Annotated in this window: 17 protein-coding genes and 1 pseudogene; 11 read left to right on the top strand and 7 right to left on the bottom strand. The window is 60.2% G+C overall.

Annotated features, from left to right (window positions below; translation table 11 throughout):
- Positions 1–38: 38 nt before the first annotated feature.
- Genes ACA051_RS06905 through ACA051_RS06890 form a run of 4 tightly spaced genes read left to right on the top strand, consistent with a single transcriptional unit; the run spans position 39 to position 2,477 of the window.
- Positions 39–347, top strand: a complete 309-nt coding sequence (locus ACA051_RS06905) for a BufA1 family periplasmic bufferin-type metallophore (RefSeq protein ID WP_403098740.1) — start codon at positions 39–41, stop codon at positions 345–347.
- 26 nt (positions 348–373) lie between these two features.
- Positions 374–1,228, top strand: a complete 855-nt coding sequence (gene bufB / locus ACA051_RS06900; protein WP_497308761.1) for an MNIO family bufferin maturase — start codon at positions 374–376, stop codon at positions 1,226–1,228.
- Entirely contained in the window at positions 1,225–1,986 is a 762-nt protein-coding gene (locus ACA051_RS06895; protein WP_497374081.1) for an HvfC/BufC N-terminal domain-containing protein, read from the top strand. Before bufB ends, ACA051_RS06895 begins: the two co-directional genes overlap by 4 nt.
- Entirely contained in the window at positions 1,983–2,477 is a 495-nt protein-coding gene (locus tag ACA051_RS06890) for a DoxX family protein (RefSeq protein WP_497374079.1), read from the top strand. Before ACA051_RS06895 ends, ACA051_RS06890 begins: the two co-directional genes overlap by 4 nt.
- A 119-nt stretch (positions 2,478–2,596) precedes the next feature.
- Here the strand turns inward: ACA051_RS06890 and ACA051_RS06885 are convergent, their stop codons facing one another.
- Positions 2,597–3,511, bottom strand: coding sequence for a LysR family transcriptional regulator (locus ACA051_RS06885; protein WP_497374077.1), 915 nt, complete (start codon positions 3,509–3,511; stop codon positions 2,597–2,599).
- 105 nt (positions 3,512–3,616) lie between these two features.
- Here ACA051_RS06885 and ACA051_RS06880 point away from each other — a divergent pair, with 105 nt between their 5' ends.
- The 3 genes from ACA051_RS06880 (at position 3,617) to ACA051_RS06870 (ending at position 6,759) form a co-directional block, all read left to right on the top strand.
- Complete coding sequence (locus ACA051_RS06880; protein ID WP_497374075.1) at positions 3,617–4,216, top strand: short chain dehydrogenase; 600 nt, start codon at positions 3,617–3,619, stop codon at positions 4,214–4,216.
- A gap of 181 nt (positions 4,217–4,397) precedes the next feature.
- Positions 4,398–5,051, top strand: coding sequence for a COG3650 family protein (locus ACA051_RS06875; RefSeq protein ID WP_497308751.1), 654 nt, complete (start codon positions 4,398–4,400; stop codon positions 5,049–5,051).
- A 94-nt stretch (positions 5,052–5,145) separates the two neighbouring features.
- Complete coding sequence (locus tag ACA051_RS06870; RefSeq protein WP_497308749.1) at positions 5,146–6,759, top strand: NAD(P)/FAD-dependent oxidoreductase; 1,614 nt, start codon at positions 5,146–5,148, stop codon at positions 6,757–6,759.
- A 120-nt stretch (positions 6,760–6,879) separates the two neighbouring features.
- Here ACA051_RS06870 and ACA051_RS06865 read toward each other — a convergent pair whose 3' ends face one another.
- Entirely contained in the window at positions 6,880–7,977 is a 1,098-nt protein-coding gene (locus ACA051_RS06865) for a PLP-dependent cysteine synthase family protein (protein WP_497310552.1), read from the bottom strand.
- 247 nt (positions 7,978–8,224) lie between these two features.
- On the opposite strand from ACA051_RS06865, the gene nhaA reads away from it, so the two are divergent.
- The 3 genes and pseudogenes from nhaA to ACA051_RS06850 all read left to right on the top strand — a co-directional run bounded on the left by nhaA (position 8,225) and on the right by ACA051_RS06850 (position 11,017).
- Positions 8,225–9,412, top strand: a complete 1,188-nt coding sequence (gene nhaA / locus ACA051_RS06860; RefSeq protein ID WP_497308747.1) for a Na+/H+ antiporter NhaA — start codon at positions 8,225–8,227, stop codon at positions 9,410–9,412.
- 120 nt (positions 9,413–9,532) lie between these two features.
- Positions 9,533–10,755, top strand: a pseudogene (locus ACA051_RS06855) (colicin E3/pyocin S6 family cytotoxin).
- 7 nt (positions 10,756–10,762) lie between these two features.
- Positions 10,763–11,017, top strand: a complete 255-nt coding sequence (locus ACA051_RS06850; RefSeq protein WP_497308743.1) for a colicin E3-like toxin immunity protein — start codon at positions 10,763–10,765, stop codon at positions 11,015–11,017.
- A gap of 326 nt (positions 11,018–11,343) precedes the next feature.
- Here the strand turns inward: ACA051_RS06850 and ACA051_RS06845 are convergent, their stop codons facing one another.
- A complete protein-coding gene (locus ACA051_RS06845) occupies positions 11,344–11,808 on the bottom strand; it encodes an outer membrane lipoprotein (RefSeq protein ID WP_084321772.1) in 465 nt (154 codons plus the stop codon).
- 166 nt (positions 11,809–11,974) lie between these two features.
- On the opposite strand from ACA051_RS06845, the gene ACA051_RS06840 reads away from it, so the two are divergent.
- Positions 11,975–12,211: a hypothetical protein gene (locus tag ACA051_RS06840; protein WP_077749569.1), complete on the top strand. Its 237-nt coding sequence runs from the start codon at positions 11,975–11,977 to the stop codon at positions 12,209–12,211.
- 5 nt (positions 12,212–12,216) lie between these two features.
- On the opposite strand, the gene pdxH is transcribed toward ACA051_RS06840, so the two are convergent.
- From pdxH to ACA051_RS06820, 4 genes are all read right to left on the bottom strand, one after another.
- Positions 12,217–12,864, bottom strand: coding sequence for a pyridoxamine 5'-phosphate oxidase (gene pdxH, locus ACA051_RS06835; RefSeq protein WP_497308741.1), 648 nt, complete (start codon positions 12,862–12,864; stop codon positions 12,217–12,219).
- Positions 12,865–12,888: 24 nt separating this feature from the next.
- Positions 12,889–14,001, bottom strand: a complete 1,113-nt coding sequence (locus ACA051_RS06830; RefSeq protein WP_497308739.1) for an OmpA family protein — start codon at positions 13,999–14,001, stop codon at positions 12,889–12,891.
- 113 nt (positions 14,002–14,114) lie between these two features.
- Positions 14,115–15,260 carry a serine hydrolase domain-containing protein gene (locus ACA051_RS06825; protein WP_497374073.1) on the bottom strand — a complete coding sequence of 382 codons (1,146 nt, stop codon included), beginning with the start codon at positions 15,258–15,260 and terminating at the stop codon, positions 14,115–14,117.
- 234 nt (positions 15,261–15,494) lie between these two features.
- Positions 15,495–18,005, bottom strand: coding sequence for a beta-galactosidase (locus tag ACA051_RS06820; protein ID WP_497374071.1), 2,511 nt, complete (start codon positions 18,003–18,005; stop codon positions 15,495–15,497).
- Positions 18,006–18,039 lie beyond the last annotated feature (34 nt).

Raw genomic sequence — 18,039 nt, 5'->3', positions numbered from 1 at the left:
AACACGGCTTACCAAAACTCAAACAACGGAGAAACATCATGACTGCTACCACCCGCACCCTGTCCGCCACCGCCCTCGTTCTGGCCCTTGGTTCTGCGCTGAGCATGGCCGCTGTCTCCACTGTCCAGGCCGCCGACAACAGCAACATGGAAAAATGCTTCGGCGTGGCCATGAAAGGTCATAACGATTGCGCGGCTGGCGCTGGCACCACGTGCGCAGGCACCGCGAAAACCGACTACCAGTCCAACGCCTGGAAACTGGTTCCTAAAGGCACCTGCGCCACCACCGAAAGCAAGACTTCGCCGACCGGTTTCGGTCAGATGGAAGCCTTCAAAGCCAAAGCCTGATCCCCCTGCCAGCCTGAGTGTCGACCATGAACAATTCACCGTTCGGGCTCCCGCCCCGCGCCGGGCTGGGGCTCAAGACCGGGCACTTGCGTGAAGTGCTCGGTTCACAACCGGACATCGGTTTCTTCGAAGTCCACGCCGAAAACTACATGGTGGCCGGCGGCCCTTTTCATCACTATCTGGGGTTGATCCGCGAGCAGTATCCGCTGTCGCTGCATGGCGTTGGCCTGTCCATCGGTGCCGATGGTCCGCTGGATATTCAACACCTGCAACGCCTTGCCGAGCTGATCGAGCGCTATCAACCCCACTCCTTTTCCGAACACCTGGCCTGGTCCAGCCATGGCCCGGTGTTCCTCAATGACCTGCTGCCGCTGGCCTACGACAACGCCACGCTGAACCGCGTCTGCGAACACATTGATCAGGTGCAAACCGCGCTCAAACGCCCAATGCTGCTGGAGAACCCGGCGACGTATCTGGCGTTCAAGCGGTCGACGATCGATGAAGCCGACTTCATCAGTGAAGTCATTCGCCGCACAGGCTGCGGGCTGTTGCTGGACGTGAACAACGTCTATGTGTCGAGCATCAATCATCAACGCGATCCTATGGCCTACATCAATGCCTTGCCCCTTGACGCGATCGGTGAGATTCATCTGGCCGGATTTGCCGAAGACACCGACAGCCTCGGTGACCGTCTTCTGATCGACGATCACGGCGCCCCCATCGATAACGCCGTGTGGGCTCTGTACGTGCAAGTGCTGGAACGCGTCGGCCCGATAGCGACGCTGATCGAGCGCGACAATCAGCTGCCGGCCTTCAGCGTGCTGCACGCCGAAGCGCGTCAGGCCGATGAATTGTTGCTGTGCGCCGAGGTCCGGTCATGAGCAATCACGCCGATTTCGCTGCTGCATTACTCAATCCGCAACTGCCCTGCCCCGACGGATTAATCAGTGCCAATGGCGCCGATCCGGCCAGCCGTTTTGCGGTGTATCGCAACAATGTGCAGGGCTCGTTGATCAACGCGCTGGCGGACAGTTACCCGGTGGTTTTGCAATTGGTCGGCGATGAATTCTTCCGGGCCATGGCTGGTATTTATGTGCAAGGCACCCCGCCCCGCAGCCCGTTGATGAATGACTACGGGCATGATTTCGCAAACTTCATCGAAGGCTTTGCGCCCGCCGCCAACGTGCCTTATCTGGCCGATGTCGCCCGATTGGAGCGCCTGCGCGTCATCGCCTATCACGCGGCTGATGCGCGGCCCCTGGGGCATGAGCAGATCGCCCCGGCGCTTGCCGACCCGCAAGCCCTCAGCGAGTTGACCGTTGAACTCCATCCCTCCCTCAACCTGCTGGATTCTGCCTTCGCCGTGGTCGCGATCTGGGCCGCGCATCAAAAGGAAGCGACGCTGGCGGGGATTGATCTGAACCTTGGTCAACACGCGCTGGTGCTGCGCAATGGCCTGGACGTTGAAGTATTCGCCATCGATCAAGGTGCCAGTGCGTTCATCCAGAACCTGCAGAACGGCCTGTCATTGATGCAGGCGCTGGAAGCCGCCCCCGCTTTCGACCTCAGCCAAACCCTGGCGCTGCTGATCAGCCGCAACGCCATCACTCACTTGCATAACAACAAGGCATCGACATGAATATCCGCACCGAATCACAGAACCCCATCGTTCGCGCCATCGCGCTAATGGAGATGATCCCCCACAGCCTGATCGCCTTTATTGCGCGCTTCTCGATTGCGGCGGTGTTCTGGAAGTCCGGGCAAACCAAGGTCGAAGGCCTGGCCATCGACCTGTTTGACGGCTCCTTCCAGCTTGGCGTGCCGCATCTGGCGGACTCGACCATCCCGCTGTTCCAGAGCGAGTACCACGTGCCATTGCTGTCCCCGGAACTGGCGGCGCACCTGGCCGCCTTCGCCGAGCATTTCTTTCCGATGCTGATCCTGATCGGCTTCGCCACGCGGTTTTCGGCGTTGGCCTTGCTGGGCATGACCCTGACCATTCAACTGTTCGTGTACCCCGACGCCTACCCGACCCATGGCACTTGGGCGGCGGTGCTGCTGTACCTGATGGCGACCGGACCGGGCAAATTGTCGATCGATCACCTGATCGCCCGACATTTCGCCCGCTAAACACTATCCCCTGTAGGAGTGAGCCTGCTCGCGATAGCGGTGTGACATCCAGCATTGATGTTGACTGATACTCCGCTTTCGCGAGCAGGCTCACTCCTACAAGAGGTTGGGGGGGGCGGCTATTGTTGGAGACGCGCCAAGGCCTCGCCGCTGCGTTTGAACCAGTCGATGAGATAGTCCGCCAACACCTGCGTGCGTTTCGGCAGGCCGCCCTGATACGGATGCACCAGGTACATCGGCATGCTCCGCGTCTGATAATCGCGCAGGAGCCAGCGCAATCGCCCGTCAGCCAATTCCGTTTGCAGCAGGTAAGAAGGCAACCGCGCAATGCCAGCACCCGCCAGCGCTGCTTTTTTCAGCAGGCTGTAGTGATTACTGGCAAACGGCCCCGACACCCGCACCCGCAGCAACTCGTGCTGTTGGTGATACAGCCATTCTTCACGACCGCTGTAATGGCTGTTCAGCAGACAACGATGGTCGGCCAATGCCTGGGGCATCTGCGGCTCACCGTACTGTTCGAGATAGGCCGGGCTGGCGCAGGTCATTTCGTGCCAGGCCAACAACGGACGTGCGACCAGTCGTTGGTCATTGGCCACTTCGGAGCGGATGGCCAAGTCAAAACCGTCTCGGGACAAATCGTGAAAGCTGTTATTGAGGTCCAACTCAATCTGCACCTCGGGATATTTGCGGGAAAACTCCAGTAGCAAGCCATCGAAGAAGGTCTCCCCCAGCGAGACCGGAACCGTCATGCGCACCGGCCCTGCCATGTCGTCCTTCAATCGCGCCAATGCCTGACGCGCCTTCTCGACTTGTACCACCAGCGCCTGAGCTTGAGGCAACAGCGCCGCGCCCGCCGCCGTCAAACTCAAACGGCGGGTGGTGCGTTGCAACAGGACCACCGAGAACCGTGTTTCCAGCAAGCTGATGCGCTTGGACAACTGCCCCTTGCTGCAGCCCAATTGCTGCGCCGCCAGGGTAAAACTGCCCGCTTCGATCAACACCGCGAACGCTGCCAAATCATCCATCTCGCTCATGGATTGTTTCCATTTGAAAACCAAAGGTTGCCTATTAGCGCGCTTATCAACGGAAAAAACCACTCTAGACTGCAACCTCGTTCAACCACTTCGAGGAACAGCACGATGAAAATTCTTTTGATAGGCGCAGGCGGCACCATCGGTTCAGCGGTCGACAAGGAACTGTCCCAGCGCCACGACATCATCCGCATCGGCCGTAACAGCGGTGATTTCAATGTGGATATCAGCGACAGCGCCTCGATCCGCAAGCTGTTCGAGCAAACCGGAAAATTCGATGCGCTGGTCTGCGCAGCCGGCAACGTCACCTTCGCGCCACTGGATGAAATGAGCGAAGACAGCTTTGCCCTGGGTTTGAAAGACAAGCTGATGGGCCAGGTCAACCTGCTGCTGATCGGCCGTGAATTCGCCAATGACGGCGCCTCGTTCACCTTCACCACCGGCGTGCTCAGCCACGACCCGATTCGCAGCGGCGCCTCGGCGGCATTGGTCAACGGCGCGCTGGACAGTTTCGTGCGTGCGGCGGCCATCGAACTGCCTCGCGGCTTGCGGGTGAACTCGATCAGCCCGACCGTTCTGCTCGAAGCCATGGGCAGTTACGCGCCGTACTTCCGGGGCTACAAGCCGGTTCCCGCAGCGGATGTGGCGTTGGCCTACGCCAAAAGTGTGGAAGGCTTGCAAACAGGTCAGACCTTTCACGTGAGCTGACACACCAGTCTCACTGTAGGAGCGAAGCTTGCTCGCGAAAGCGATGTGTCATTCACGACGATGCTGGATGTACTGGCCCCTTCGCGAGCAAGCTTCGCTCCTACGGGAGATCGAACATCGCCGGGGTTGTGATGAACGGTCAGGCTGCGTAACGTGGCGGCACTTGTCTGGAGAGCCAAAGATGCGTGTTGCCCGTTCCTTAGTCCTTGTTGCCCTGCTTCCGCTGTTTGCCGCCTGCCAATTGTTTGATGGCCCGCGTGAAAATGCCTCCCATGTCAGCCAGACCCGCCTGCAGGGCCAGTTGACGGCGGCGGACGGCAAACTGCTGTTCCAGCCGTGCAATGAGCAGCGCAGTTATGTGGTCAACGACACCGGCGGCACCAGCGTCCTGCAAGAGGCCGCGACCCTTGCCGATGCCCAGGGCAAGCTGTTCGCCGACGTGCGCGGGCGCATTGTTGACAGCCGTCTCGATCTTGAGCAGCTGTACCGTGTCGAACGCTCAGGCACCGCGTGCGACGATCCCAATTTCAAACTGCTGATCCTGCGCGCCGCCGGCCACTCGCCGGACTGGAACGTCAAGGTCAGCGGCAAAGGCATGGTCATCGACCGCGCCGGCCAGCCGCCCTTGGCCGTGCCTTACGTTGAAGAACAGCTGGGCGATGGCCGTTTCAATCTCAGCACCGAAGCCAATAACCAGCACATCGAACTGTGGGTCGCGCCGCAACGTTGCGTCGACAGCACCACCGGCAGCGTCCAGCACATGAGCGCCGAACTGCGCGTCGACGGCCAGGTTCAGCGTGGTTGCGGGTATTTCGGCGGATCGCGTAACGACTGATCGTTTTTGCCTCACGGGACCGGCGTTTGGGGCTTATAATCGCCGCCTTCAAACGCCTTGGCGCAGTTGTGCGCCCCGCGAACCGGATCCCGTCATGTTACGAATCACCGAACTCAAGTTGCCGATCGACCATCCCGATGAAGACCTGCGCCCTGCCATCGTGCAGCGCCTGGGCATCGCCAGCGATGACCTGCTCGATTTCACCTTGTTCAAGCGCAGCTACGATGCGCGCAAAAAGTCCTCTGAACTGTGCTTCATCTACACCATCGACCTCAACGTTCGCGATGAGGCCGCGGTGCTGCACACGTTCGCCGATGACCGTAACGTCAACGTGGCGCCGGATGTCAGCTACAAAGTGGTCGGCCAGGCGCCGGCTGATCTTGAGCAACGTCCTGTCGTCGTGGGTTTTGGTCCGTGCGGGATTTTCGCCGGGCTGCTGCTCGCGCAAATGGGCTTCAAGCCGATCATTCTCGAGCGTGGCACCGAAGTGCGCCAGCGCACTAAAGACACCTGGGGCCTGTGGCGTAAAAACGTGCTCAACCCGGAATCCAACGTGCAGTTTGGTGAAGGCGGCGCGGGGACGTTCTCCGACGGCAAGCTCTACAGCCAGATCAAGGACCCGAAATTCATCGGTCGCAAAGTCCTGCACGAGTTCGTCAAGGCCGGCGCACCGGAAGAAATCCTCTATGTCAGCAAACCGCACATCGGCACGTTCCGCCTGACCGGCGTGGTGGAAAACATGCGCGAGCAGATTCGCGCGCTGGGCGGCGAAGTGCGCTTCCAGCAGCGGGTCACCGACGTGTTGATCGAAGACGGCCAACTGGTTGGCGTCGAGCTCAATGGCGGCGAACAGATTCATTCGAAGCACGTGATTCTTGCCTTGGGCCACAGCGCCCGCGACACCTTCCGCATGCTTCACGGCCGTGGTGTGTTCATGGAAGCCAAGCCGTTCTCGGTGGGTTTCCGTATTGAACACCCGCAGTCGCTGATCGACCGCGCACGCCTGGGCAAATACGCCGGCCACCCGAAACTCGGGGCTGCCGACTACAAACTGGTGCACCACGCCAAGAACGGTCGCTCGGTGTACAGCTTCTGCATGTGCCCGGGCGGCACCGTGGTGGCGGCGACGTCCGAGCCGGGCCGCGTGGTCACCAACGGCATGAGCCAGTACTCGCGTAACGAGCGCAATGCCAACTCCGGGATCGTTGTCGGGATCACCCCGGAAGTCGATTACCCGGGTGGCCCGCTGGCGGGTATCGAGTTGCAGGAACGCCTGGAATCCCACGCTTTTGTGCTGGGCGGCAGCAACTACGAAGCGCCGGCGCAACTGGTGGGCGACTTTATTGCGGGCAAGCCGTCCACCGAATTGGGCAGCGTTGAGCCGTCCTACAAGCCTGGCGTTGCCTTGGGTGATCTGGCGTTGGCCCTGCCCGCGTTTGCCATCGAAGCCATTCGTGAAGCCTTGCCGGCGTTCGAAAAGCAGATTCGCGGTTACTCGCTGCATGACGCGGTGTTGACTGGGATCGAGACGCGCACCTCGTCGCCGCTGCGGATTACCCGTAACGAGTCGATGCAGAGCCTGAACGTCAAGGGGTTGTTCCCGGCGGGCGAAGGCGCAGGTTATGCGGGCGGGATTCTGTCGGCGGGTGTCGACGGGATTCGGATTGCCGAAGCGGTTGCCCGCGACATCCTCGGCCTCGAAGCCTGAAGCAACACCACCCTTGTAGGAGCGAGGCTTGCCCGCGAAGAACGATAATGCGGTCTTTCAGGAAGACCGCGTCAACTTCTTCGCGGGCAAGCCTCGCTCCTGCAGGGGTGGTGCTTGGTATCAGATATTGGCGCGCAGCACGGTGGCGGGAAGCGGCTCGCCGCGCTCGACACTCGCCGCGACAACATCCATCAATCCACTCAACTCATACCCCTGGGCCTTGAGCCAATCCTGGTCGTAATAGCTTGTCTCATACCGCTCGCCGCCGTCGCACAGAATCGCCACGATCGACCCCGACTCCCCCGCCGCCGCCATCTGCCCGGCCGCCATCAAGGCGCCGATCAGGTTGGTCCCGCTCGACCCACCGACACGCCGTCCCAAATGCTGCGCCAGGTAATGCATGGCCGCCAGCGACAAGGCGTCCGGCACCTTGACCATCGCATCGATCACCTTGGGCAGGAACGACGCTTCCACCCGTGGCCGGCCAATCCCTTCAATCCGCGAACCGCAGTCCAGACGCAGGCTCGCATCACCGGTCTTGTAGTAATCGAAGAACACCGAACGCTCGGCATCGGCGCACAACACGCGGGTGCAATGCTGGCGATAACGCACGTATCGGCCCAGCGTCGCGGTGGTGCCGCCGGTGCCAGGGCTGGAAATCAGCCAGCTCGGTTCCGGGTGCTGCTCGAATCGCATTTGCTGGAATATCGACTCGGCGATGTTGTTGTTCGCCCGCCAGTCGGTGGCGCGTTCGGCGTAGGTGAACTGGTCGATGAAATGCCCGTCGTGTTCGCGAGCCAGACGCTCGGACTCAGCGTAGATCTGGGTCGGATCGTCGACCAGATGGCTCTTGCCGCCGTAGAAAGCGATCTGCGCGATCTTCTCTTTGGACGTGGTCGCCGGCATCACTGCAATGAACGGCAAGCCCAGCAACCTGGCGAAGTAAGCCTCGGAAATCGCCGTCGAACCGCTGGACGCTTCAATCACCGGCGCGCCGGGTTTGAGCCAGCCGTTGCACAAGGCATAGAGGAACAACGAGCGCGCCAGCCGGTGCTTGAGGCTGCCGGTGGGATGGCTGGACTCATCCTTGAAATACAACTCGATACCCGGAAAACCCGGGAGCGGCAAAGGGATCAGGTGGGTGTCGGCGCTGCGCTGGAAGTCGGCTTCGATGATCCGGATGGCTTCGCGGGCCCACTGTCGGTTGTCGCTCATGATGGTTTTCTCGTTGAATCGGACAAGAGTCGGCCTTGTCGCAAGGCTCAGCCAACAAGCTTAGGAAAAATCCCACGCTACGCACAGATACAGCTGAGGCCCAATACGTCTTGCAACTGCTAGGCTCAGGTCGGTGCCGGCCTTTCGTGCTGTAACGGCATATAACAAAAAAGAATATAACTTTTGTTTTAACAACTAACGGTACAGGTTAGGGTGTGCCACCTTTTTGATTATTCGATGGAGAGCGACCTTGCCTCTGCGTAGCACTTTCACGCGTTTCTTTCAGTTGGAAGCTGCCAGCGGTCTGTTATTGATCGCCGCGGCAGCCCTGGCTTTGATCATCAACAACTCCCCGTTGTCGTGGATGTACAGCAGTTTCCTGGACACGCCGGTGGTGGCGCAGATCGGTGCGCTGCAAATCGCAAAACCGGCGCTGCTGTGGATCAACGATGGCTTGATGGCTCTGTTTTTCCTGCTGATCGGCCTGGAAGTGAAGCGCGAAGTCCTCGACGGCCAGCTGTCGAAACCTTCGCAGATCGTCCTGCCCGGCGCGGCAGCGATTGGCGGCATGGTGGTTCCGGCGCTGTTCTACTGGTTTCTCAACCGTGACAACCCGGCCGCCCTGAGTGGCTGGGCCATCCCGATGGCCACCGACATCGCCTTCGCCCTCGGCGTCCTCGCCCTCCTGGGCAAGCGCGTGCCGGTGTCGCTGAAACTGTTCCTGATGACCCTCGCGATCATCGACGACCTCGGCGCCATTATCGTCATTGCAATCTTCTACTCCGGCACGCTGTCGACGCTTTCGCTGGCATTGGCCGCGTCGTGCATCGTCGCCTTGATCGCGATGAACCGGCTTGGCGTGGTCAAGCTCGGGCCGTACATGATCATCGGTTTGATCCTCTGGGTGTGCGTGCTCAAGAGCGGGGTCCACGCGACACTGGCCGGTGTGACCCTGGCGTTCTGCATTCCTTTGCGCACAAAAAACGCCGAACCCTCGCCGCTGCTGACCCTCGAACACGCCCTGCATCCCTGGGTGGCCTATGGCATCCTGCCGCTGTTCGCCTTCGCCAACGCCGGCTTGTCGCTCAGCGGCGTGACCATGGAAAGCTTCACTCACCACGTGCCGATGGGCATTGCGGTGGGCCTGCTGCTGGGCAAAACCCTCGGTGTGTTCGGCCTGACCTGGCTCGCCGTGAAAATCGGCATCGCTGCCCTGCCCCAAGGCGCCAACTGGGGCCAGGTGCTGGGTGTGGCGATCCTCTGTGGTATCGGCTTTACCATGAGCCTTTTTGTTGGTTCCCTGGCCTTCGAGCCGGGCGTCAGTGAATACGCCGGGATGGACCGGATGGGCATTTTGACCGGTTCGATTCTGGCGGCATTGATCGGTTATGCGGTGACGGCGGCAGCGAGCCGCAAGCGCACCGCGCTGCCATCCTGAGCGAAAGAGAACCCTCTGAGCGACAATCAGGATTCGTCCTACAGCCACGTTTAACCTCGTTCGTTAACGTCGCACAGCCCCTTGTTCGGGGCTGTCGATGTACGAACGCAAGGAAGATCAGTGGCTGGAAACAAGGATATCCCCAGGGTTAAAAACCCACCGTCCGGCGACGGACATCACGTCACTCACCGCTTCATGACGGCCACCGAACTGGCCAAGCGGGAGGCCCGGCAAAACGCCTACGACGCCATGCTTGCGCGGCAAGACGCTTTCGAGCGCAGTCGTGAGATCGTCGCCAAAAAGGACGAATCCGTTCGTGCCGGATGCGTCTTCGCCAAGTCCTGCAAACTGCCGGACGCCATCATCGATTACTCGAATCCTTCGGGCATGGTGCCCACTGACAGCCTCAAGGATTATGGGGAAGTCGTCTGGCTCGGCGCTCGCGAAGCAGACGACGCCGGGCTGCTGAATCTCGAAACCATCAGTGCAGTACCGTCTCGCTTGGCATTGGCCGACTTGCGCTGAGTGCGCCGGCGCTCGCGGCTCCGGTTGCAGCAATCGGCGCTGCTGGAGCCACCGCATTGGCAACGGTGGTCGCGCTGTTCTGGACACCAAGTCTGGGCGACAGCGCGCTTTACACCGAAGATCAGTTGCGCGCCCTGAAACAGGCCAGGACCCGAGTTCGCCTTCGGGTTGAGCAACAGGCTGATGGCCGTCTCAAGGGGTATGGCTTTTACACTGGCAAGAACCGCGATTGGGAAATGGTTGATGTTGCGCAGTTCACGTTGCGCGGCAGTCAGCAGGTGGCTGACCTTGGCAACGGCGTAGAGCTGATTTGGACACCGGCTGTGGATGGGTCGGACATCCTTGGGATACCAGCGCTAGAGGCTGCTCCGCAAGCGCCGCATATTTGGGTGTATCCGCCGACGGAAGCGGCTGACGGGATTATTGTGAATCCGGTTTATCCGCCTGATTACAAGGATTTCATTCTTGTGTTTCCGGCGGGTTCGGGGGTGAAGCCGGTTTACATTGTGGTTAGTGTTTCAGGACGAAAACTTCCTAACCCCGATCACGACTATCACTCCGCGCCCGAAACAGAAGAAATCACCGGTTTTTCAGGCTTGCGCGAGGCGAAGAAGAAGACACCACGACAAGGAGGCGGCGGCCTTCGAGAACGTTGGATTGATGCCAAAGGCCGAACCATTTATGAATGGGACTCTTTGCATGGGGAGTTAGAAGCCTATCGTGCAAGCGATGGAAGTCATCTCGGCTCGTTCGATCACAAAACTGGTGAGCAAATAGATCCACCCAAGAAAAACCGCAGCATTAAAAAGTATTTGTGAGGACTACATGGGACTGAAAGTCAGATTGGACTGGTATGACAAGGAAACGGAAATAGCGGACGGAAAGGAATACTCCGCCGACCTTGGCGATAACGGCTCAATAATCGCCGCGTTGGGTTTGATGGCGGAAAACGAGATATACGACGGAGGATTCGATGTTTTGGTGGCTTGGATTCCTGAAATTCAGCCTCTGTTCAAACATCAAATTGATGTTTCCGCTTTTGACTACCAGATTGCGTTTCGATATCGGAAAGAATGGTGAGAGAAGCCAGGTCGTTTTTTACCCGGCAAATAACTATCCATCACAAAAGAAACCATGAAACATCTAATTATGGGATGGGCTCATGACGAAGACTCGTTACATGATTACCGATTAACCGACCAACAGATTCTCGGCATAGAAAAAGCGTGCGCAATGGAGCTACCTGAAAATCTTGATTTGTTTCTGACTTCACGCGACTAACAAAATATCGAAAACCAGTTCTCATAGGACGTCTTTCAGCACCCGAGTCATCCTGAGCAATCCCCAAAAACACAAAACCCCAACCAGTCACCCGGTCGGGGTTTTCTTTTACCGCTCGTTCCCGCTTAGTGCGAAACGCGGCTCGTACCGTCAACAGTAGCAATCCGCACCCGCTCACCCACACGGAACACTTCGTTCTCCTGAACCTGCTGCACATAGGCGCGCATGCTGCCGTCGTCTTCGCGAACGGTGATTTCGACGCCCTGGGTGCGGGTCAGGCCTTCTTCGGTGGCTGAACCGAGCAGGCCGCCAGCCACAGCGCCGATGACCGCAGCGACGATGCTGCCTTTACCGCCACCGATGGCGCTACCGCCGACACCGCCGACGACTGCGCCAGCTGCGCCGCCGATCGGGGTCTTGGTGCCTTCGATTTTCACCGGGCGCAAGGATTCGATGGTGCCCATGCGAACGGTCTGCACACGACGCGCTTCATCACGGGAATAGGAGTCACCGGTCAGGCTCGATTGGCAGCCGGTGAGCAACATCGCCATCGTGGAAAAGGAAGCAACCAGCAGAACAGACTTACGCATAGCATCAACTCCAAAGGACAGGTATTCATTAAACTCCGCAGCTTGACGCCTGTCACGGCATCGCACGGATAAAATTGGTTTCATTCAGGCCCGGTACAGGCGCCTCGGAACTCACCACACAGTAGCGGCAAACTGAAAAATCTGCGCCACTGACCCAAGGATTTTCATGGATTACTTCATCATTGTCGTCACCACGGTCGCCGGTTTGTACTTCCACTGGTGGTTGTACGTGCGGATCAAGCGCTGGATGGACCGCGATCTGGCGTTGGCACTGGCGGGTAAAGACGAGCAGAAAAAAGCGTTCATGCTCGAGCAACTGGCAAGCGCTCAGGCGCAGAAGATCAAGCGCCGGGACCTGCCGCAGTGGCTTGAAGCCGCTGCAGCGGGCTATCCCGATCGGTAGACTGCCTAAGGTGCCAGACGTTCAAGAATCCAGTCGGCGCCTTGCAGGCGGTAGTTGAGGCGATCGTGCAGGCGGCTCGGACGGCCTTGCCAGAACTCGATGCGCTCGGGTAGCAAGCGATAACCGCCCCAGTGTTCCGGGCAGTGCGGTTGTGTGTCGCTGAAACGTTGCTCGGTGTTCTTGAGCAGCGCTTCCAGTTCAGCGCGATCGGCGATCACCCGACTCTGGGGCGAAGCCCAGGCACCAAGACGACTGCCCAACGGGCGGACCTGAAAATAGGCGTCAGACTCTTCAGCAGTCACCTTCACCACCCGCCCTTCGATGCGCACCTGGCGCTCCAGGGTCGGCCAGAAGAACGTCATGGCGGCGAGCGGGTTCGCCGCCAGATGCTGGCCTTTGGCGCTGTCGTAATTGGTGAAGAAGGTGAAGCCCTCTTCGTCCAGGCCCTTGAGCAGCAGAATGCGGCAATGCGGCCGACCGTCGTGATCGACGGTGGCCAGGGTCATGGCATTGGCCTCCACCGGCGGTTGCTCGGTTTTCACCGCGTCGGCAAACCACTGGTGGAACAGCCCGAACGGCTCGGCCGGGGCTTGCGCCTCGGTCAGGCCATCACGGGTGTAGTCGCGACGCATATCAGCCAGGCCCTGGGTCATGGCGCATTCCTTTTGGTTAACGAGTTACTTTTTGACCGCATCGGCGGCAACGACTTTCTTGTCAGCTGCAGCGGCTTTCGCTGGCGCAGTCTTCTTCGCCGGGGTCGCGGTTTTAGCCGGTGTTTTCTTGGCTGGAGCCTTGGCGGCTTTCTTGGCCGGGGCTTTTTTCGCGGCTGGTACATCCGCTTTCTTCGCGGCTGGCGCAGGGGTAGCCGGCTTTGCCACTGGCTTGACGTCCTGGGCAGCGACCAGACGCACTGGCGCCGGGGCCGGCATGTTGTACTTGCTCAGCAGCGCGACCATGGTGTTCTGCGGAGTGACCAGTAATTCCACGCGACGGTTCAAGGCACGACCTTCGTTGCTGTCGTTGGCAGCACGCGGAGCTTCACCACCCATGCCGCGCAGCATCAGACGATCACGCTGCAAACCACTGAGGCGGAAGATCGCGGCCACGGATTGTGCACGCTCCTGGCTCAGTTTCACGTTGGCCGGTGCGGCGCCCGAGGTATCGCTGTGACCGAGCACCAATACGGCGGTCTTTGGATCGACCTCCAGGATTTTCGCGACGCGAGTGAACGGGCCGAGGGTCACCGGCAGCAACATGGCCGGACGGTCCGGGTTGAACGAGCCTTCTACCGGCGCTGTCACCACCAATACGTTTTCACGGCGCTCGAGCTGCAGGTTGCTGCCCTTGATGGCCTCGCGCAGGCGCGGCTCGTAATCGTCGAGCCAGGCTTGAGTGACTTTAGGATCCGGCATCGGCACGGCTTTGGCAGTGGGTTGATCTTTACCACCGAACGGCCACCACCATTTGCCACCGGCATCGGCTTCAGCCTTGGCGACTTCGACAGGCTTGGCTTCGGGTTTTACTTCCGGCTTTTTGTCGAGCACTTCATCGGAGCCGAACGGCCAGTACCAAGGGTTGGAGCTTTCAGCTTTGGCCGCTGGAGCAGCGGCGGCAGTTTTCAAAGGGGCTGGGGCTGGAGTTGGGGCCGGAGCCGGCTCTTTCGCCGCGACTTTGTCGGAGGAGCCGAACGGCCACCAGCTGCTGCCATCCGAGTCATTTTGTGGGGTCTGTGCACAACCGGTGATCGCGACACACAGGGCCAAGGCAAGGGTGGTTTTATTGAATGACATTGGATATCCACAAAAATGAAATCATAAAAAATCAGGCCGGCGTGACCGGATAAACAGACGCTTGGAAAACATAAAGGCATTCGGGTTCCGGCCCTGGAGCCCGAGAGTGCGTTTTACAGACAAGTGGCCAGTACCCGCGCAAGCTTCTGCGCACGCGGATCCATCAAGACGTAAGGCCCCAGTGTATTTGTCACAAAACCGAAAGCCACATCATGTTCCGGGTCAGCAAAACCGATGGAGCCGCCAGCGCCAGGATGGCCGAATGCCCGTGGGCCGAGGCCATAGGTCGCATTGGGAACATCCGGTTGATCGAGCATGCAACCCAGGCCAAAACGGGTCCGGGTCAATAAAGTCTTGTCTTCGCCAACGCTGTGTTCGCGGGTCAGCTCCTCGAGCATTTCGCTTTCCAGCAGGCTGCCATCAAGCAGGCCGGCGTAGAAACCAGCGAGGCTACGGGCGTTGCCGTGGCCGTTGGCGGCCGGCTGTTGCATCCGGCGCCATTCGGGCTTGTTAGTGCTGGTCATGATCGACGGCGGGTTGGTGAAGGCCCGGGTGGTCATGGCGGTCGGCTCGCGCAGGGTCACTTGCAGCAAACGCTGGGCCGCGGCATCGCCAACATTGCCCTTGCCACGGGCGATGTGCGCCACGCGGTGGAACTCTTCGTCCGCCAGGCCGACATGGAAATCCAGTCCCAAAGGCTTCGCTACCCGCGCCACAATCGATGCGCCGGGCCCACGACCGTCGGCACGGCGCAGCAACTCGCCCACCAGCCAGCCATAGGTGATTGCCGCGTAACCGTGGCCTTCGCCCGGCGTCCACCACGGCGTTTCGGCGGCCAAGGCATCGACCATGGTGTGCCAGTCGTAAAGCGCTTCGGGCACCAGCAACTCGCGCAGCGCCGGCAGGCCGGCCTGATGGCAGAGCAACTGGCGCAAGGTGACGGATTCTTTGCCGGCGGCGGCGAATTCGGGCCAGTAGCGAGCCACCGGGGCATCCAGTTGCAGCTTGCCTTCGGCCACCAATTGCAGGGCGGTGACGGCAGTGAAGGTCTTGGTGCAGGAGAACAGGTTGGCGATGGTGTCGCTGTGCCAGGCTTCAAGGCCATCCTTGTCGGCGGTACCGGCCCAGAGGTCGAGGACGGTTTCGCCACCGACCCGGATGCACAACGCCGCGCCACGTTCCTGAGGATCGTCGAACAGCGCCGCGAACGCTTCGCGTACTGCTTCGAACTTAAGCTCGTAATGACCCTGAATCTGCACCCGCAACTCCCCGAAATCTACAAAGTGGTCCGCATTGTTCCAGCCCTTGCGGGATTTGGGAACAGGTGCGGGCTGGGCGGTCCGTTGCCCATGGATTGGATCAGAAATTTGTTGTGCCTTTGAGGGCGCTTTCGCGGGCAAGCCTCGCTCCTACAGGGGATGCGTAATCCCGTAGGAGCGAGCGGGCGGCGATCCGACTTGCCCGCGAAGAACGATAACGCGGTCCGGCAGGACTCAGTGGCCGTTGGCGGAATGCCCGCCAGCATGACCGGCACCCTGCCCTGCGCCTTTGCCAGCATCACCTTTTTTGCCGCCCTCGCCCTCATGGCTGGCTTTGTCCGCTTCAGCCTTGGCCTTCTCAGCCTCCTTGCCCAACTGATCGACAGTCGCCAGGTTGCTCTTGCGCACGCTGTCGACGAAGCCCTGGAACGGCAGATCGGTAATGCCTACCAGGCCAAAGTGACCGTTCTCGCCATCCAGCAGACGTCCGGTCACCGGTTGATCGAGGTACTGGAACCAGTGCACGCCGACAATCGACGGTTCACTCAACGCCTGTTTGAGAAAGTTGGCATAAGCCGGGCCACGGTCTTCTTCCTTGGCCAATTGCGTCACGCCGCCCCAGAACGGACCGCGATCGGCGGAGCCGAAGTTGAATTCGGTGATCAGCACCGGTTTGTCCAGGCTGCGCAACTTGGCAAAGTCATAGCCGTCTTGCGGTTTCAAGGTGTACAGGTTGAAGCTCAGCACGTCGCAATACTGCGCGCAGGACTCAACGGCTTCCGGGGTGCTGATGGCAAAACGACCGCCCAGCAGCAATTGGTTCGGCGCGTGCCACTTGAGCGAATCGGAGAGGGTCTTGAAGTAGGTATCGGCGAAGACCTTCTGGAAGTATTTGAAATCAGCCTCGATTTCCGGGTGTTCGGCGCTCGGCAGCGGCGGCACGAAGCCCGGGTCTTCCATCAATTCCCAGGCCGGCAAGTCGATGCCCCAGGCCTTGGAAAGGCCGGCCTGATTGCGGTACTTGTCGCGCAATTGCTTGAGGAACGCACGTTTGGCCGGCACGTCGGTGGTCATCTTCAAAGTGCCGTAGGCCAGTGCGTAACGGGCTTTCGGATCGTCGCCGGGGCCGGCCCAGGCCAGTTCGTTGTCGGCGAAGTAACCGATCAGCCACGGATCGTCGCGATGGTCACGGGCGGCGATGGCCACGGCGCGTTCGGTGGCCATGGCGAAGCGTGGGTCAAACGGGTCGGGCATGCCGCCCCACCAGTCGGTGCCGGTACTGATGCTGGCGTAATCGCCGACGATCGACAGCGGCAAGGTGTACGGCACACGGTCAGCATTGGCCAGCGCCGGGGCGCTCCAGTTGCCGACCGTGTTGAAACCCCAGGCTTGCAGACGATCCAGGGTATGGCTGGCCCAGCGTTGTTCATCAACCACGGCATTGCAGGGCTCAGCAGGTTTTTGCTCGACGGCTTTGGCGACAGTAGCTTCGTCTGCGCCGGTCTTGGCAGCTTCGGCGACGCCGGATTCGGCAGTCGTAGACGCGGCAGGTTGCTCGGCGGCCTTGTCGGCCGTGGCCTCGACCGCATCGGCCTTGGCCGCTTCGGCGACACCGGCCTTGGTGTCGCTGCCCAGCGCACACGGTTCGCCGTAAAGGCGCTGCAAGTTAGCGCCATAGAAATCGTACCAGCGACCGGCGTTATAGCCACGGCCCTGATCGGCGCCGTTGCCGCCACGGTTGTCGCCTTCGCCATAATGGCTGGCCAGGGGTTCTTCCGGTTTCGGCAGGGATTCAAACATCCACTCGCGGCCAGCGATGTAGGTCTGGTTGACGTCCGGGGTAACGGTGTTGACCCCGAGTGAATAGAATGGATGCCCTTCCGGGGTCACCAGGTACCAGCGACCGTCGCGCTTTTCAGTACGGAAAAAGCCGCTGGCCTTGAACGCCGGGCCTTTGTTCCAGCCGCCGAACTTGTCCAGGGACAGCTTCTCGCGCTCGGCGAGCCAGGTTTTCGTTTGTTGCTGTTCCTTGGAAGCGGCGCTTTTCAATTGCTCATCGCTGCTGACCTTTTCCGGCCATTTTGCCCGGGTCGATTGACCAAAGGCGTCCACCAGACCGCCATAAGCCGCCTTGGTCACCGCTTCACCGTCCTGCACGCCGAAGCGCTCAAGCAAGATGCTTTGGGCCGCTTTCGGCTGATCCATCGACAACGTGACCGACACCACCTGGCTGCGATCCAGCTCACCGGCGCTGCTGGCCAGCAATACCCGTTGACCGTCAAACGTCATCGGCATCGGTGGCCCGGCCTTCATGCCCTGGCTCAGCGGCGAACTCGGTTGCAGCGGCACCAGCAGGGTCTGCGCCGGTCCGGCGGGCAAATCGACACGACTGATCAACGTCTTGCCATCGTTGCTCTGGATTTTCACGTACAGGGTCACGGCCCAGTCCATCGCGCTCTGGATGCGCAAGCTCATGACACCCGACTGCGACCAGTCCCAGGCCCCGGTTTGCGGGGTCAGACGCAAGGTCGGTTGCGCCACCGGGTTGAACGTCACCCGACGCAACACTTCGCCTTCGGCCGTTTGCTCCGCATTGGATTGCGGCAGGCTGGCATCCTGAGTCGCCACCTGGACCACATCGGCGGGGCGCACAAAGTTGAACAGCGTCTGTTGGCCGGCAGGGGCTGCCAGCAAAGGGGCTGAGAAGATCAAGGCGAAAACAGCAGGCAACGAACGGCGAATCATAGGAACGTGGTTCTCCCTGACGACCCTCAACGGG

This window comes from Pseudomonas sp. LBUM1669, from assembly GCF_059695705.1.
Note: the sequence above shows the minus strand (reverse complement) of the source record. Positions and strands in the feature narration are given on the sequence as shown.

What these genes read in the sequence shown, in the direction of transcription:
- bufB (WP_497308761.1), top strand. Translation starts at nt 374, where the DNA reads ATGAACAATTCACCGTTCGGGCTCCCGCCCCGCGCCGGGCTGGGGCTC.
- ACA051_RS06885 (WP_497374077.1), bottom strand. Translation starts at nt 3,511, where the DNA reads ATGAGCGAGATGGATGATTTGGCAGCGTTCGCGGTGTTGATCGAAGCG.
- ACA051_RS06905 (WP_403098740.1), top strand. Translation starts at nt 39, where the DNA reads ATGACTGCTACCACCCGCACCCTGTCCGCCACCGCCCTCGTTCTGGCC.
- ACA051_RS06870 (WP_497308749.1), top strand. Translation starts at nt 5,146, where the DNA reads ATGTTACGAATCACCGAACTCAAGTTGCCGATCGACCATCCCGATGAA.
- ACA051_RS06830 (WP_497308739.1), bottom strand. Translation starts at nt 14,001, where the DNA reads ATGTCATTCAATAAAACCACCCTTGCCTTGGCCCTGTGTGTCGCGATC.
- ACA051_RS06850 (WP_497308743.1), top strand. Translation starts at nt 10,763, where the DNA reads ATGGGACTGAAAGTCAGATTGGACTGGTATGACAAGGAAACGGAAATA.
- ACA051_RS06845 (WP_084321772.1), bottom strand. Translation starts at nt 11,808, where the DNA reads ATGCGTAAGTCTGTTCTGCTGGTTGCTTCCTTTTCCACGATGGCGATG.
- ACA051_RS06895 (WP_497374081.1), top strand. Translation starts at nt 1,225, where the DNA reads ATGAGCAATCACGCCGATTTCGCTGCTGCATTACTCAATCCGCAACTG.
- ACA051_RS06875 (WP_497308751.1), top strand. Translation starts at nt 4,398, where the DNA reads ATGCGTGTTGCCCGTTCCTTAGTCCTTGTTGCCCTGCTTCCGCTGTTT.
- ACA051_RS06890 (WP_497374079.1), top strand. Translation starts at nt 1,983, where the DNA reads ATGAATATCCGCACCGAATCACAGAACCCCATCGTTCGCGCCATCGCG.
- ACA051_RS06820 (WP_497374071.1), bottom strand. Translation starts at nt 18,005, where the DNA reads ATGATTCGCCGTTCGTTGCCTGCTGTTTTCGCCTTGATCTTCTCAGCC.
- pdxH (WP_497308741.1), bottom strand. Translation starts at nt 12,864, where the DNA reads ATGACCCAGGGCCTGGCTGATATGCGTCGCGACTACACCCGTGATGGC.
- ACA051_RS06840 (WP_077749569.1), top strand. Translation starts at nt 11,975, where the DNA reads ATGGATTACTTCATCATTGTCGTCACCACGGTCGCCGGTTTGTACTTC.
- ACA051_RS06880 (WP_497374075.1), top strand. Translation starts at nt 3,617, where the DNA reads ATGAAAATTCTTTTGATAGGCGCAGGCGGCACCATCGGTTCAGCGGTC.